Source organism: Kluyvera sp., from assembly GCF_965301105.1.
Genome location: NZ_CBDKZX010000037.1, coordinates 26,358 through 40,310, shown reverse-complemented (window position 1 = coordinate 40,310; position 13,953 = coordinate 26,358). Strand labels below are relative to the sequence as shown.

Below are 13,953 nucleotides of genomic sequence, written 5' to 3'. Positions count from 1 at the left end.
ATCAACAGGGGAGCAGATCATGCGTCTAATTTACATGTGGTTATTTAATCATATACCTAAGAACTCATAAGCTCTATTTTTAACAACATTAGAATATCTTGTTATACTTTTATATATGGCAAAATGGTCTTGCGGCAACGCTTCAGTCCCAATAACTTTGCACCACTGGTGTTTCAAAATTTGATGATCTAAATTGTCAAAAAAACCAGAAAGATCTAATGCAACAGCGCTACATTCACCCATTTCAGTAATTGTATCAAATGCTCTCTTGGCAAATTCTATATTGCTTTTATTTAAAGATCTGAAGGCAAGGATGTTCTCGTGTAAATTGTTTTCTTGGATCAATAATTCATAATGTCCAGTAAGATATTCTGCGTAAAATGCATAGATATGACTATCCAAATGTGAGGAGTAGGCAATAGGTCTTAATTTTTCAGTTTTACTTAATTGCTTTGTTAATTTGTCTTTTTTGATTTTAAACGATTTAACTTCAAAGCTTAAAAATGGTAGAAAAGAATGTTTTGTTATTTTTTCTGGAGAGGAAACATATTTAACCGCTTTTTTTAATGAAACAGGTTCATCGAAATGCAAATAACCACGTTTTCTGAACCATGGATAATCATCATTATTCATTATATTTCCTGAGTGAAATTAGCAAAACCGGAGGATGACAGAATAGCGACAATTCTAGGACACATCCTCCGGCTTAACCAAGTGGTCTTTCTCCAACCTTCTCATCCACAATCAGTACCTAAATACAAATTGTGAACCTCGCCGCAAATGTTAGATATGCTGTATAATGTAATCAGTAGCGTGGAGTCAATTATGAATATCATCCAAGTGTTGCTTACCGTCGTCACAGTGATTGGGTTCACCAAGAACTGTGGGAGGCTTGACAACCTGTACAATACCCCTAAACCTTTGTTTAGGGCATTATTTTTATATCATCGTAAATTAAAAAAAACAAGGTTTACCTATTAAATTTTGCGAAATTCTAGTAAAAAATTCAGCAACTCAGTTAACCCGGCAAGCAATGAGATGGTTTTATATCATGTCTGTAAAGAATGTTCACAGGAATAAGAACTATGACGGCATGGAATCAGTGCAGCAATTGATAAAATTTAGAACTTAAACTTCATAGCCGCCTCCACCTCACTACACCCCGTCTCCTTCATAATCCGCATCCGCTCCGCCTTTTCATGTTTCTCGGTCATTGCCAGTGCCAGATAGAGCGCTGGCGGCACCACCCGGAACAGCGCTTCAACTCGCGGTGAGAGCACCACGCCTTCCGTATACTGCCCCGGTGATTTCACCGCCGAGCGTAGCAACTGGCGCTGTTCTTCGGTCAGCGCCTTAAACCGGCACACCTGATCGATCTCCTCCGGCGGCATCACCAGCAGTTCCCACCACTCGATCATGTTGAGCAGTTTCTTCGCCTCATCAGGAAAATCTGCCAGGTTCTGGGTGGCGAGCCACAGCCAAATCCCAAGCTTGCGCCACATCTTCGACCCTTTAGTCAGAAAGCGCGCCAGCAGCGGATTGACGGTAATGATATGCGCCTCATCGGTGATATTAACGATGGGTCGCGCCAGATGCTGGTCGCGTTCGCCGAGGTTGTTGATATGGTTAATAAGCGAGATATAGCTGATGGCAAGCTGTGCTTCGTAGCCTTCGCGGGCGAAGGTGGCGAGATCCACCAGCGTGATATCCGCCTCAGGCCACATCTGACCTTCGCGGTTAAACAGTTCGCCTTCAAACCCGGCGCAGAACAGGTTGATGGATTCCGCCATCTCATACGCCCGCTGGCGGCGTACCTCCGGCAAAATGGTATCGCGGGAAAGGTCGAACAGCGCTTCGCGAATATCCTGCGTCAGCGTCTGGCGCTTTTCCTGATAGCAGGTGTGAGCTGCGGCGATTATTGCCTGGCGGATCATCGCCCGGTCTGGCCGGGTGAGGCGCGCATCCTCTTTCGCTTCGCCGCCGGTGATCATCAGCCGGGCGGTGATCTCCATCTCGCCCAGCACGTCGCGCTGGTCATCGCCGTCGTTCTCTTCGTCCTCCGGCGGTTCGGCGTCGGTGATGGCTTGTTCCACCAGTCGCCAGGCGTCGGCGAACAGGGGTAGGGTAATGCCGGAACCGGGACGCAGGCTGATTTTATTCACCGTCAGGCCGTGGGCGGCGGCGTAATCAGCCATCAGGCCGAACGAGTTCCCTGCCTCGATGATAAACAGACGTGGGCGGTGTAGCGCCATCAGTTGCGCGATTCTGGTGTTGAGAGTGGCGGATTTCCCCGCCCCGGTCGGACCGAGTAACAGCAGGTGGCCGTTCTGGGCGCGGTCGAGTCTGTTCAGCGGATCGAAACAGAGTGGCTCGCCGCCACGGTTGAAGTAGCAAATGCCCGGGTGCCCGGTACCGGTTTCCCGCCCGTAAACCGGCAGCATTCCGGCGATATGTTGCACGAAGTTGAACCGGGTATACAGCCCACGCAGGTCGCGCAGGGGATCGAAACACATCGGCAGCCAGCGCAGCCAGTGGCTTATGGGGGCCACTTCGTGCTGTTCCTGTACCGGCACCAGCCCGGCGTTCAGCAGCAGGCTGTGCAACTGGCGCTGCTGGCGAAACAGGGTATTGGTATCGGGGGCGTGCAGGTAAAACACCAGCGTGCTGCGGTACAGCTTGTGGCCGTCCTTCAGGTAACCGCGGACTTCGCGGCAGTCGCGGCGGGTGTATTCGGAATCGGTGTTGTCGCCAATCGCCCGCTCGGAAAGATGGCTGATATGCTGCTCCAGCTTGTCCTGCGGATACGCCACCACCGTCAGGTTCATGATGGTGCCTGCTGGCAACAGGTCGAACAGGGCATTGATGCCGTCGCCGCGCGAGGTTTCTCCGGTCAGCAGGCCGGGCGGCGGCACTTTGCGCAGGCGGTCGACGACCACCACTTTATGCGGGCGGTTATCCAGCCACCAGACGCCGTTCTCCGCATCTGAGCGCGGTTCGCTCGTCAGCAGTCGTTCGGCGAAATCGGTAATAACGGTCAGGGATTCGGCTTCAGGTAAATCCAGTTGTCGCCAGAAGGCTTTTTTATCTTCAACGGGCGGCGCAGGGTTAAACCAGCGCACCAGCCAGCGGTGGATGGTCTGCTCATTCTGGCGGACCGCGCTGATACCCGCCGCTTTCAGCCCGGCGGTAATCCGTTCGCAGATGTGGTTCAGCGTCTCTTCCGGGGAAGGTTCATCCGGTGAGAGGCCGGGCAGCCAGCGGTAGACCACCATCCGCGTGCGCCGCCACGTCGCACGCCAGCGGGTACGGGTCACGGTGTTATCGAGAAACAGCCCCCCATCGCGGGTGAGATTCGCCATATGGTTTGCCATCTGTGTGAGCCATTCACGGGTAAAGGCGGAATCGCGGATTTCCGGTGCGGCATAAGCGGCAAGAGTCTCCAGCCACGCCTCGCTGTCGTCCTCATCCTGACAGAAAAACTGTACCACCCACGGCGCACGTTCATGCTCATCAAAGGCATCCTGCAATGCGTCAGTGACGGTATCGCGGACCTGTTCCAGAAACGCCGTCGAGCGGCCTTCGCTGCCAACAGGCGTCAGTTCAAACACCGCACCCACTGAACGCCCATCTTCCAGTAGCAGCGTCTGCGACTCCGGCAAAAATTCCACCCACGGCAGCCAGTCGACAAATGACGGGCCCTTGCGGTAGCTGGCATTCAGCGCCTGTTCGGTCAGGCCGCGCCGTTCACTCATGGCGGCGTCAGGCGTTCGCCCGGCAGCGCATACTGCGGGCGGGTATAGAAGGGGAACACGGTGCTGTATCCGGGTACCGGCGTGTTGCGGTTGAGGTGCGGGAATACGTACAACACCATATCCGGGTTGGGCAGGCGCGGGAACTGGCTGCGGAGAGTGTCTGCCGCAGATTGTTCCACCGGGCCATCCGGCGGGCGGCGCAATTGTGCGCGGGCATCCAGCAGAGCCGCATTGCCGCTGCTTTGCTGCTGCCACAGGGTGAGCATACTGGCGTCAGGATCGACCGGCATCAGCTCCTCCTGCGAGGTGCTGCATCCGGCCAGCAAAAACAGAAGCATCAAGAGGGTGCGTATCATTCCAGACCTCCCGGCGTGCTGACCTGCTGGTATTTCACCTGGCGGCCTTCCGGCTCGTAGTCGATGGTCAGCGGTTCGGTGAGATGCACCGCCACCTTATGGCCCGGCGGGACATACACGGCATCGAACATCTGGCCGTAGTGCTGTTTCATCCAGTCGGCGGTTTCTTTCAGCCCGCCGCCGATGGCCTGGCCGAGGACGTACTGGCCGTTGTTGCCCGTCACGGCGCTGGTGATGCTGCCGTCCTCCACCACGGTGGTGCTTTCACCGTTCGCAAACGCCTGTGCCGCCGCACCGGAGCCTGCCAGCAGGAACTGCGAAGTCAGGTACTCTTTCGCGTTGCTTTTGCGCTCGCCGGGAATACACGGCAGACCCTGGTTATCCGAGAGCCAGCCGATCTCCTGCTGTTTGTTGCCAGATTTGCCGGCCTGCGGGACGGTGCGGATGGTGCCGTCGTGAAACACAAAGGTCATCGAGGTGATTTGCCCGCGCACACAGGAGAGCGTCCAGTCGCCGGAGGCGATACCGGAGACTACCGCGCCCGCCACGTCCGGCAGTTCGATGCCGTTGGCGGTGAGGTTGTCCTCGCCAATCAGCAGTTTGAACGGGTAGGGATCGCTGACGGTGCCGTTAAGTGGTACGCGACCAATCAGCGCCGTCATGGCAACCGATCCGGTCAGCGTGGCGTTCTGCGGCAGGGTGTAGACCTTTACGTCAGGTTTCGGCGGCGGTTTGTCCGCCGCTTTCAGGGGGACGCGCAGCACCCTGTCATCCACGGGCGGAGGAGCATCCAGCGGCTCCAACCAGCGGATATCCGGCTGTACGTCGGCAGGTAGTTCGCCGGGCGTCAGTCCCAGACCGGGCGGGATATCATCCGGGCGTTTCGCCATCAGACGGTCGAGTTTATCCAGCAGTCCCCGCTGGCTTTTCAGCAGTTCGTCGCGCATCTGATCCTGTTGGCGGCGCATATCCTCACGCAGTTGCGATGCCAGCGTACTCTGCTGCGCTTTCAGCCGCTTCTCGCGGGCCTGCTGGCTTTCGTTATCGCTCTGGATCGCCTGAAGCTCGCGACGGTACTGCTTCATCTGACCAACCAGCGTGGCGACGGTATCGGCAGGCGTGTCGCCGTCGATGCCCAGATCGCGCAGTTCCTGCGGCGTTAATGCCGCCACGGTACGGGAGGAGGTCTCCGGCGTACTTTTGCCTGTCGGGCGCAACAGCAGCCAGACGGTGATAAGCACAATCAGCGGCAGCAGAATTTTCAGCAGGACGTTCTGGCGCGGCATCATGGCGCTGGCTCCGGCAGCAGGGCGCGGGAGATGCGGCCTTCCGTCACCAGGTACACCACGGTGGTGTCTTCCGCCAGACCACGTGGGCCGAGCCAGTCATGCTGGAAAGCGGCGGCGGTGAATTGTCCCTGAAGATCGCGCGGATCGAGCGTGATGCGCTGCCCGCTAAGGTTTTGCAGGCGGATAGCGGTGACGGTGGTGGCGTTAACCTGCCATGATGCCAGCGGGATGGCGGTAACAGGCTGCTGTGGTAGTAAGGTGGTGATGTGTTTTGCCAGTCGAACGGGGGCAGGTGTGACGCCGGGCAGGGCTTCGACGGTACGCAGCGGGGCATACAGGTTTTGCGCGGCATAGCGCACCAGCAGGACGGGCAGAGGCTCGGTTGATGCTGTCACCGGGACGGGCGTTTTTGTTGTGGGGGACGTCTGCGGTGTGTAGCTGATTTGCACGGGTTCAAGTGGCGAAGTGCTTTGGGTTGCTTGAATATCCAGCAGGATCAGCTCGCCACTGCCGGTATCTCGTAGTTGAATGCGGGTGGACGGGAACGCCGTATTTGCCAGTAGGAAGACTTTGCCGCCCGCACTTTGCAGACGCACTTTGCCTTCCAGCGTGGCGGGATAGCCAATACGCACCGCTTTCCCCACATCGACAATCCGCTCCAGCCCGATATGCAGCGTGACGGGCAGCGGGATGTTTTCCCACTGCACCACTTCCGTGGCGAAGGCCGGGAAACTGAACAATAAAGCAAAGAGGATATGCCTCATGGTTTCTCCTCCGCCACCAGACGCTGCGGCGCGGCGTCGGTACAGTCGATTGCTAGCCCCCACGGGTTTTTCTCCGCATCAATGGCGTAACGCACCACCTGCAACGGGTAGCGCACCAGCGCTTTTTTCACCGGTTCGTTCTGGTAATACTCTTCAACTGCCACGTCCAGCGTCACTTGCCAGGCGTCCCGGCTTAATGCCTCGACGCGAGGAAGAGGGGGTTTATCACCGTCATGCACCAGGCTGCTGTAACCGTGGCCGGGAAGTTCATACACGCCGCGCGTGCGCTCACGCAGTTCACCACCGTTGCGCCGTACCTGAAAATCGTGCTCCAGCCGGGTGTAGCAGGCGGGCGTCAGGTAGGCGCGCAGCGAGCGCAGGTTGCGGGAATAGTCTTCCTCACCGTTGTCCGGCCAGCGATTCAACTGCTGGAAGATATAAAAGGTGAAGGCGTAGACGCTGGCGGGCGGCACTTCCCACCACGGGCGGGTGCTGCCGCTGCGCAGGTCCGGTGGGAACCAGAGGGTGAGCTTTTGCGGCGCGCTGTACCAGCCGTAGCCGACGCCCGTCAGGCACAGGCACAGCAGAACAATCACTGCCCGCAGCGTCAGGATATGGTTATCGCGCTCGGCCAGCGCGTGGCGAAAGCGGCTCATCGCGGACTCCTGCGCACTACCCATACGGTACTGTGCTGCACCAGTTGTGCGCCGCGAAGATGATGACGTTCCAGCCAGGCAAGAATCGCCTGCGGTAGCCAACTGTCGGGCTTGCCACGTTTGGCGCGGGCCAGGATTCGTCCGCCGCCCTGAATCAGTAATGCCGCGCCCGCCAGCGCCGAACCGGGGATCAACGGCCAGTAGTGGGTTATCAGGGCCAGCAGAATGCCGAACGCGCAGCCGCCGCCCAGGCCGAGAGCCAGCGCGAGAAACAGCTCGCTGGTGGTCAGGCCGCGCCAGACCACGGGTTCGCGGTTGAGGCGGTCGGGGAGAAAGGGGATAGTCGCCATATTACAGGACGTCCGAAGCCTGGTTGAGCAGCCAGATGATGACCACCAGAAGAATACTGCCGACGCCCGCCATCGAGCCCAGATCTTTCCACTGCTTGCGCCCGCTCTGGATCTCCGAGTAGGTGGCAATGCAGTTGTTCGCCACTACCAGAAAACCGACGGCGCAGATGGCCAGCGCCAGCAGCACCACGATGTCAAAACCGTAGTTTTGCAGCGTCTCCATAATGCCCTGACCTTGGCCGCGTGATGGATCTTCCATCGTTGGCAGGTCGGCGAAGGCGTTGAATGCAGCGAATAACAGTAACAACAGCCAGCGCATGGAACCTCCTTAGCTCAGTACCAGCCAGAAATTGACCAGCACCAGTAACAGTGAACGGGCCGCCACCGCGCCAAAACTCTGCCAGCTCAGACGCTGGCGGCAGACTCCCTGCCAGGCGACCATTAGTGTCCAGGCACACCACAGCAGCATGACGCTGGTAAACAGGCCGAGCACCAACAGGCTGACGGTCTCCGGTTTGCTCAGGCTGGCGGCCTGAAAAGCGGCGAGTTGCGAGTTAGTCATCGGGGTTCTCCCGCTGATAACTGGCGCTCAGTGGCTGAACGGTGCGCGGCTGAGCCCTTGCCGGGGCAAGGTAGTGGCGGATGCCCTGTTCAACGGCAGAGACGTCCTGCTGCGCCTGTAAGTAGTCGAAGAAATAGCGCGACTGCGGATCGGTGCTGGCGCGGGTTTGGGCGCGTTCCAGCGAAGTTTTCACGCCGTTGAGTTGTTTCAGCGCAAGGGCGAGCTGGGTGGATTCCGGGGTGGCGTAGGCCAGGGCCGGGAAAGGCAGAATTGTTAGTAATATTGCGGTCTGTAGATGCATTGGAAGCTCTCCTGGTGCCCGTAATGATGAGCAGAGTAGGAGAGCGTGATAAAGATAACATCTAAAAACTCATTTCAGGGTATGGAGAATTTTTAGCATAGAGTTATCTACGGTCTGTTTGACTTTCTCGTAATAGATCGGCTCAGATAATGGCGAATCCCAGGTGTGAATATCCTTCTTATCAAAAGGGATGCATTTCATGGCTACCGCCTTTAACTGTTTCCCTTTTTGCTCATACTCATTGATATCATTAACGGTAAATTTTAAACTCTCTTTTCTTGCTTCAGTTATTTCAGTTGGGCATATCAACTTTATATCCCCTAAAGTAAATGTACTGACTCCGGTGATGAAAAATCTCTCGGGAATTTCTTGATAGTATCTAGTGTTCCAGATTAAGCCATTAAACATACTATGAGGATGAGTTTTGCTTTCAATATAATACTGATGTGTTCTCCAGTCACTAATGCCTGAGAGATTCATCGCCATATTAATGATCATATTTGGGATGGGACGATACCAGACACTGAATACAGCAATCACGACGGGTATGCATATTAAAACAACTATGAAGCTAGTGATTCTATTGCCATTTTTGCGCTCATTAAGATGTATGGCGCCAGGCAGAATGCCAATAGTAACAATAGCCGCTGTTAAGGCAAGGAGCATTAGCATTTCAACCCAATCACTTGTCCCCTCACTAAAATCAAGTTGGGTAAGCAGAAATAACATGGGTAATATTTGAACGATCCCGGGAGCCATAAGCTGCAAGGGTAATAAGAATAATAATCCTTTTTTGCTGGGCAATTTCTCGTAGTTATCAGATTTATGTAAACGAAACTTCTGTATTCTAAATAGCCTAAAAAAGGAGACAGTATAACTATGAGCAAGCATCAATACTAGGCTGGTGGAGCTTATGAAATAACCACTCCATCCAGAAAGATAATAAATGTAGTAGCCAACAATCATACCGCAGCATATAAATAAACTATTTAGATAACAAACAGTGGAAATTCGATGAGGCATGCTTGAGTAATCTTTAAATTTATCTTCGTATCCTGTGTAAATGAGTATTAAAATAAAAGAGGAAATGAAAATTACTAAGCTAAACCCCGAAATCGATACTAATATAAAGAAGAATATGATACCTAAGGCTGAACTGAGGCTTATAGCATCAAAGAAAATATCTAATCTATCAATGTTTGACAGATAGAACCATATAACAGCCATTGTGCATCCAGTAATAAATGTAGATGAGGTTATTACTGAAATAATGAATTTTTTATTCAGCAGCTTTATGACAGATTTATTCATAATCCGAATTCCATATCTGATAAAATTTGCATTGTAGTGAGGGGCGATTTTTTGAGCAACTTATAACCAACGCTTAAAACTCCCTGCAGCCATCCATACCGTTATCCCAAGCCATAAGGTGGCGGGCAGTAAAACCAGCATCGCGGGTACAAACAGCGGCTGTGCCAGATAAAACACCCACAGCGTGGTGGCGACTGAACTGCCGGACCTGATGACGTAGCGGTGGAGAAAAACCGATTCCAGCCCGGAACCAAACCGCCTCAAATCCCGCTGTACCAGACCTTCGGCCAGCCCGATTACAACACACAGGCAAAGCAGGGGAAGCATGGCGACGAGCCATGTCAGACGCAGCATAAAACTCACCAGCGTATAAGCCAGGACGGTGAACGGTTTCTGCAGGAACCTGTTAGCCAAAAGCCCGTGAGTTGTCCCGTTCTCCAGCAACATCACCATTTCATTCTTCAGCGGATGTGACTGCAACGCAATAACCAGCTCAGTTTGCTCTTGCCTCATCACTTGAAAAATATGCCTGCACCCCTCCTGCGGCCACCAGAAATACAGCCCCGCCAGCTCTAGTACGATCCTTAGAACCAGCGCGCCAATAACCAGCCCAATAAGCCGTCCGGCCAGCGACAGAAGCCAGCCAATCGGTCCTTGTGGCGGAAGTGATGGAGGCGGTTGCTGTTCACTCATTCCGGCTGTCCCTGCTGGCGCGCCTGCATCCAGGCCACCAGTTGCGCGACGGACTCCGGTAGTGGGCTGTGCTTATCTGCTACGGGCAGTGGCAGACGAATTTTCCACAGCTGCCCGCCCTCAAGCAGGGCAAAGGCCTGGCCTTTAGGAAGTTGAATCAACGCGGCGGTATCCAGCAGCGGTACATTGCGGGTGACCACCTGCTCGCGGGTGTTGCTGGTAAAGCTGTTGATGCCGCCCGGTGTGTCGGTGACACCGGAACTCACCTGGCGGTTGCGCACTTCGACCTGTGGCAGTTGCTTCGTCAGTAGTTCGGCGGTGGCGGTTTCGCGCACCCGCAACATAATCAGGTTGTTGAAGTTCCCTACCACCTGGCCTGTCTTCGGTGCGTTGCCGATTCGGGCCTGAATATCACTCAACGTCTGGGTGTAGGCGGTGACCTGAATACCTGCGCCGCCGCCCTTGTTGACCAGCGGAATAAACTCCTCGCCCATCAGTTCATTAAACTCATCGCAATGCAGGTTGATAGGCGGCGGTTTTTCACTGTTGCCGGGCAGTCCATCATTCAGACCAAACTTGTAGAGATGTCCGGCGACGCTCACCAGGTCAGCAAACATTGAGTTGCCGACGGCGGCAGCGACCACCGTATCGGAGAGCGCGTCCAGCCCGACATAGACCACTGCTTTCTGGCGGATCGCCTGTTGCCAGTCGAGGATCGATCGCATGTCGTCCAGATCGTGGTAATCCGGGGCGAGCAGGGCAGCGAGCGTGCCGGTGGTCAGCTTTTCCAGCAGCGGCAGCAGCGAGGCGACAATCTTGTCGAAGTAGGTTTTGTCATAGCGCACCGCCGAGAGCAGGCCGTCGAGGATCGGATCGTATAATTTCTCCGCGTTGAGGTACTGCTCCAGCGCCACCACGTGAGGATCGCGGCCCAGCATATGGCGTGGCGTGTTTTTGTCGTTAACGCGCTCCGCCAGTTGCGCCACCACTTCCCACGCCCGCGGGTTGTGGCGTGGCAGCACGATGCGGGCATAGTCAATAAACAGGGCGTCGATATTGACGACGTGGCGGGATATCAACTGATAGTCGGGGCGCTGGCCGAGCGCTACCAGAGCGCGGGCGATGATGTTGACAAAGCGCCAGGCGAACTCGCGGAAGGCTGCCGAGTTACCTTCGCCGGAAAGCTGTCCGGTGAGGCGTGACGCTACTTCCGAAATGCGGCCAAAGCGCCCGATCGCGTTGTAGCGGGCAGAGATCTCCGGATACGCCAGGTGAAACAGGATAAAGCGGTCGCCGCGTCCGGCGCGCTGCGTCTCTGTCCACAGACGCTTCAGCAGATCCGCGTCGCCTTTCGGATCGAAAACGATCACCACCTCGCCACGGCGGATGTCCTGAGTGGCAAGCAGTTCCGCCAGCCGGGTTTTGCCGACGCGGGTGGTACCGAGCACCAGCGTATGGCCGGGGCGTTCACTGAGCGGTAGGGTGACGTCGCACTCTTTCAGTTCCACCCCGTGCAACCACGGATTGCCGCCGACGGGCGGTAGCGGGCGCACCGGATTCAGCCAGCGATCGGCGCTGAGCAGGCGGGTAAGGCCGGGCAGGGTGTGCTCGACATGTTTTTCGATGTGTCTTGCCAGACGGTAACACCATCCCGGGCGCAGCCAGCGCGCGGCTTCCGGTTGCAGGCAGTCGTACAGCCGCTGGGTATGAATGGGCAGCCAGCGAAAGCCTTTGCCGAGAAACAGCCTCTGGCGGCTGACCGGGATTTTCCGGCTGGTGAGCGCGTAGCGCGGCAGGCGCAGGAGGTTACGCTGGTAGCGTACGATGTGCCATCCCTGCCAGCCGCGTCGCAGTGCCAGAAGCATCAGGGCGCAGGCCATCAGGCGGGCCTGCCACGGCGTCAGCATCAGCAGCGGGGCCTGCGTCAGGCAGATTAATGCGCCACAGCCAGCGGTGACGGTGCTGTAAAACTCTACAGGCGGGCGCAGCAGCGCCTCCAGCGAATAGCGACTCATGGCGGTGCGGCCTGTTGAAGATGGTGGCTGACCAGCTTGCGGTAGCGTGCGGCGGGCGCGCCGCCAGCAGGACGGTGATAGCGGGCGGCGGCGTTGAGCCAGCTTCCGGGACGTTCATCGTAGCGCTGACGCAGCAGGCGGGCGGTGAGCGACAGGTTCTGCAGGGGATGCAGGGCGTCGCAGGGCGAGTCAAAATACGCCCGGTGCCAGCCGATATTGATTTGCCCGAGCCCCACGTCAATGCGCTTCGGACTGGTGCGACGGATAGCGGCAAGCAGCGCCTGGCAGGCCTGCTCCCGGCTGGCGTAGCGGTAGCCGGTCCCGGCGATATTGAGCGTCCACGGCCACGGGCGATGTTTGCCGCTCAGGTTCGCCCCGCTTTCGGTTTGCGTCACCGCCCACAGCAGTTCCGGCGGTACGCGGAAATGCTCCGCAGCGCGCAGGTACGCTTCCGGCAGAGGCTGCGCCAGCGCCAGGCAGGGCAGCAGCAGGATCAGGGCAGGACCTCGCGCCATTGCTCCCCCTTACGCTCCAGCGCCACCGGGATTTTGCTCTGGCCCAAAAGCAGCCAGCGACCCGCGTCGTGGTTAAGCGTGATGCTGTGTTCACTCACCAGTTTTGCATCAATGCCGTGCGCCATCGCCCAACGGCGCACCCGGTTGTCATCACTCCTGCTCCCGACCAGCCAGATATCCAGCGGGCGCTGTTGCGCCAGCAAAGTACGCAGCAGGCTGTCGCAGGGCGGGCAGTCATCCTGGACAAACAGCGAAACGCGGGAAGTGCTGGTGGAGGTGGTTTTCAGCGGCGTCAGGCCCGGATAGAGGCGTTGCCAGGCGGCGTCATAGGCGCGCTGGAAGGCAAGTTCCTTCTCCAGCCGCCGGTACTCCTGCCTGACCAGCAGTTCGGCGAAGCGCTGGCGCTCGTGGTCAGTGTCGGCTTCGACGCCCAGGGTGGTCAGCGGATCGAGCCCCGGCGACCAGACGCCGCGCGCCTGTTGTTTCAGCGTGAGATAGCGCTGCCACTCCTCTGGTGTGATACCCCAGACGGTGGCCTGCTGTTGTGTTGTCAGCGGCCTGAGAGCTGAGTCCGCATTCTTGCTGGTCTGCACTTCAAACGGTTGCGCCCACGTGCTGGCGGTGAACAGTAACAGAGGAACTAGACGTTTCATCGCTTACTCCGCCATCTTCAGCGTCAGTTGGCGTTTGCCGTGACGGAACACCGCCCGGCGCTCATCAAACCGCTCCAGTTGCCAGCCTTGCCACTGTTCCCCCCTGCGCAGCCATACCACCTGATGGAGGTAAACAGCCTCCGGCGGCACTATCACCGCCAGGCGGATATCACCGCGCTGTACGGTCCCTGCGAGAAAAAACGGGGCCGTTAACGGCCCCAAAGGGTGGAGGGACACGGAATGACGGTAAGCCACCGTCTGGGGGAGGGAATGGTCGCTGGCGAAACAGACTTCGCGGCGGTTTTCGTCGGTGATCACCCGCCACGCCGGGCCCGCCAGCAGTTGCAGGGCGCTCTTCAGGCGCAGCGGGCCGGTGTTGTACTGGCTCAGCGGTAATGGGAGCCCATAAAGCTGCGCCCGGCGTGCATCGGCGAGACACAAAGACCAGCCGCTGTCGCGCAGCAGATATTGCAACGCTTCCCCTACCGTCGGGTGAATACCGGGCGGAACGGACAGGGCGGTAAGCTGTTCGAGTGGCGGCTGTTGCGGTGACGTGCTGACCAGCAGATAGCGGTCGTAGCGGACGACTTCTGGCGTTGCAGGAGAGGCGGCGGCCACGCCGTTGAAAATAAACAGGAGCAGGGCTGGCAGCAGTCGTTTCATCGCATCCTCCACAGTGTTTTTACAGGAGCGTGCAGGATGAGAGGGCTGGGGACTACCGACAACTGTTTGCGGC

16 protein-coding genes are annotated in these 13,953 nt (G+C 56.9%); all 16 read right to left on the bottom strand.

The features are described 5' to 3' along the window. Nucleotides 1–48: 48 nt before the first annotated feature. Nucleotides 49–633: a hypothetical protein gene (locus ACW14G_RS13795; protein WP_455648637.1), complete on the bottom strand. Its 585-nt coding sequence runs from the start codon at nucleotides 631–633 to the stop codon at nucleotides 49–51. A gap of 488 nt (nucleotides 634–1,121) precedes the next feature. Then, on the bottom strand, nucleotides 1,122–3,752 hold the full coding sequence (locus tag ACW14G_RS13790) for a conjugative transfer ATPase (RefSeq protein WP_049056495.1): 2,631 nt from the start codon (nucleotides 3,750–3,752) through the stop codon (nucleotides 1,122–1,124). Beyond that, nucleotides 3,749–4,108, bottom strand: coding sequence for a TIGR03751 family conjugal transfer lipoprotein (locus ACW14G_RS13785; protein WP_049056496.1), 360 nt, complete (start codon nucleotides 4,106–4,108; stop codon nucleotides 3,749–3,751). Before ACW14G_RS13785 ends, ACW14G_RS13790 begins: the two co-directional genes overlap by 4 nt. Next, nucleotides 4,105–5,397: a TIGR03752 family integrating conjugative element protein gene (locus ACW14G_RS13780; protein WP_417117267.1), complete on the bottom strand. Its 1,293-nt coding sequence runs from the start codon at nucleotides 5,395–5,397 to the stop codon at nucleotides 4,105–4,107. Before ACW14G_RS13780 ends, ACW14G_RS13785 begins: the two co-directional genes overlap by 4 nt. Further along, entirely contained in the window at nucleotides 5,394–6,161 is a 768-nt protein-coding gene (locus ACW14G_RS13775; protein ID WP_455648636.1) for a TIGR03749 family integrating conjugative element protein, read from the bottom strand. The genes ACW14G_RS13780 and ACW14G_RS13775 overlap by 4 nt, the downstream gene beginning before the upstream one ends. After that, nucleotides 6,158–6,817 (bottom strand): PFL_4703 family integrating conjugative element protein, encoded by a 660-nt coding sequence (locus ACW14G_RS13770; protein WP_154022594.1) that lies wholly within the window; start codon nucleotides 6,815–6,817, stop codon nucleotides 6,158–6,160. Before ACW14G_RS13770 ends, ACW14G_RS13775 begins: the two co-directional genes overlap by 4 nt. Then, entirely contained in the window at nucleotides 6,814–7,167 is a 354-nt protein-coding gene (locus ACW14G_RS13765) for a TIGR03750 family conjugal transfer protein (RefSeq protein ID WP_220543876.1), read from the bottom strand. The genes ACW14G_RS13770 and ACW14G_RS13765 overlap by 4 nt, the downstream gene beginning before the upstream one ends. A gap of 1 nt (nucleotide 7,168) precedes the next feature. Beyond that, nucleotides 7,169–7,486, bottom strand: a complete 318-nt coding sequence (locus tag ACW14G_RS13760; RefSeq protein WP_023212783.1) for a TIGR03745 family integrating conjugative element membrane protein — start codon at nucleotides 7,484–7,486, stop codon at nucleotides 7,169–7,171. Nucleotides 7,487–7,495: 9 nt separating this feature from the next. Beyond that, nucleotides 7,496–7,729, bottom strand: a complete 234-nt coding sequence (locus ACW14G_RS13755; protein WP_200109533.1) for a TIGR03758 family integrating conjugative element protein — start codon at nucleotides 7,727–7,729, stop codon at nucleotides 7,496–7,498. Beyond that, nucleotides 7,722–8,030, bottom strand: coding sequence for an integrative conjugative element protein, RAQPRD family (locus ACW14G_RS13750; RefSeq protein ID WP_417117268.1), 309 nt, complete (start codon nucleotides 8,028–8,030; stop codon nucleotides 7,722–7,724). Before ACW14G_RS13750 ends, ACW14G_RS13755 begins: the two co-directional genes overlap by 8 nt. 69 nt (nucleotides 8,031–8,099) lie before the next feature. After that, on the bottom strand, nucleotides 8,100–9,341 hold the full coding sequence (locus ACW14G_RS13745) for a hypothetical protein (RefSeq protein ID WP_200109529.1): 1,242 nt from the start codon (nucleotides 9,339–9,341) through the stop codon (nucleotides 8,100–8,102). A 60-nt stretch (nucleotides 9,342–9,401) separates the two neighbouring features. Continuing rightward, complete coding sequence (locus ACW14G_RS13740) at nucleotides 9,402–10,034, bottom strand: DUF4400 domain-containing protein (RefSeq protein WP_455648635.1); 633 nt, start codon at nucleotides 10,032–10,034, stop codon at nucleotides 9,402–9,404. Then, nucleotides 10,031–12,049: a type IV conjugative transfer system coupling protein TraD gene (gene traD / locus ACW14G_RS13735; protein ID WP_455648634.1), complete on the bottom strand. Its 2,019-nt coding sequence runs from the start codon at nucleotides 12,047–12,049 to the stop codon at nucleotides 10,031–10,033. Before traD ends, ACW14G_RS13740 begins: the two co-directional genes overlap by 4 nt. Further along, on the bottom strand, nucleotides 12,046–12,564 hold the full coding sequence (locus tag ACW14G_RS13730) for a transglycosylase SLT domain-containing protein (RefSeq protein ID WP_455648633.1): 519 nt from the start codon (nucleotides 12,562–12,564) through the stop codon (nucleotides 12,046–12,048). Before ACW14G_RS13730 ends, traD begins: the two co-directional genes overlap by 4 nt. Next, entirely contained in the window at nucleotides 12,543–13,217 is a 675-nt protein-coding gene (locus ACW14G_RS13725) for a TIGR03759 family integrating conjugative element protein (protein WP_455648632.1), read from the bottom strand. Before ACW14G_RS13725 ends, ACW14G_RS13730 begins: the two co-directional genes overlap by 22 nt. A 3-nt stretch (nucleotides 13,218–13,220) precedes the next feature. Next, nucleotides 13,221–13,880: a PFGI-1 class ICE element type IV pilus protein PilL2 gene (gene pilL2 / locus ACW14G_RS13720; protein WP_455648631.1), complete on the bottom strand. Its 660-nt coding sequence runs from the start codon at nucleotides 13,878–13,880 to the stop codon at nucleotides 13,221–13,223. Nucleotides 13,881–13,953 lie beyond the last annotated feature (73 nt).

Bases quoted from the DNA above. Each gene is read 5' to 3' on its own strand.
- traD (WP_455648634.1), bottom strand. From the start codon at position 12,049: ATGAGTCGCTATTCGCTGGAGGCGCTGCTGCGCCCGCCTGTAGAGTTT.
- ACW14G_RS13730 (WP_455648633.1), bottom strand. From the start codon at position 12,564: ATGGCGCGAGGTCCTGCCCTGATCCTGCTGCTGCCCTGCCTGGCGCTG.
- ACW14G_RS13725 (WP_455648632.1), bottom strand. From the start codon at position 13,217: ATGAAACGTCTAGTTCCTCTGTTACTGTTCACCGCCAGCACGTGGGCG.
- ACW14G_RS13775 (WP_455648636.1), bottom strand. From the start codon at position 6,161: ATGAGGCATATCCTCTTTGCTTTATTGTTCAGTTTCCCGGCCTTCGCC.
- ACW14G_RS13745 (WP_200109529.1), bottom strand. From the start codon at position 9,341: ATGAATAAATCTGTCATAAAGCTGCTGAATAAAAAATTCATTATTTCA.
- ACW14G_RS13765 (WP_220543876.1), bottom strand. From the start codon at position 7,167: ATGGCGACTATCCCCTTTCTCCCCGACCGCCTCAACCGCGAACCCGTG.
- ACW14G_RS13755 (WP_200109533.1), bottom strand. From the start codon at position 7,729: ATGACTAACTCGCAACTCGCCGCTTTTCAGGCCGCCAGCCTGAGCAAA.
- ACW14G_RS13740 (WP_455648635.1), bottom strand. From the start codon at position 10,034: ATGAGTGAACAGCAACCGCCTCCATCACTTCCGCCACAAGGACCGATT.
- ACW14G_RS13780 (WP_417117267.1), bottom strand. From the start codon at position 5,397: ATGATGCCGCGCCAGAACGTCCTGCTGAAAATTCTGCTGCCGCTGATT.
- ACW14G_RS13760 (WP_023212783.1), bottom strand. From the start codon at position 7,486: ATGCGCTGGCTGTTGTTACTGTTATTCGCTGCATTCAACGCCTTCGCC.
- pilL2 (WP_455648631.1), bottom strand. From the start codon at position 13,880: ATGAAACGACTGCTGCCAGCCCTGCTCCTGTTTATTTTCAACGGCGTG.
- ACW14G_RS13790 (WP_049056495.1), bottom strand. From the start codon at position 3,752: ATGAGTGAACGGCGCGGCCTGACCGAACAGGCGCTGAATGCCAGCTAC.
- ACW14G_RS13770 (WP_154022594.1), bottom strand. From the start codon at position 6,817: ATGAGCCGCTTTCGCCACGCGCTGGCCGAGCGCGATAACCATATCCTG.
- ACW14G_RS13750 (WP_417117268.1), bottom strand. From the start codon at position 8,030: ATGCATCTACAGACCGCAATATTACTAACAATTCTGCCTTTCCCGGCC.
- ACW14G_RS13795 (WP_455648637.1), bottom strand. From the start codon at position 633: ATGAATAATGATGATTATCCATGGTTCAGAAAACGTGGTTATTTGCAT.
- ACW14G_RS13785 (WP_049056496.1), bottom strand. From the start codon at position 4,108: ATGATACGCACCCTCTTGATGCTTCTGTTTTTGCTGGCCGGATGCAGC.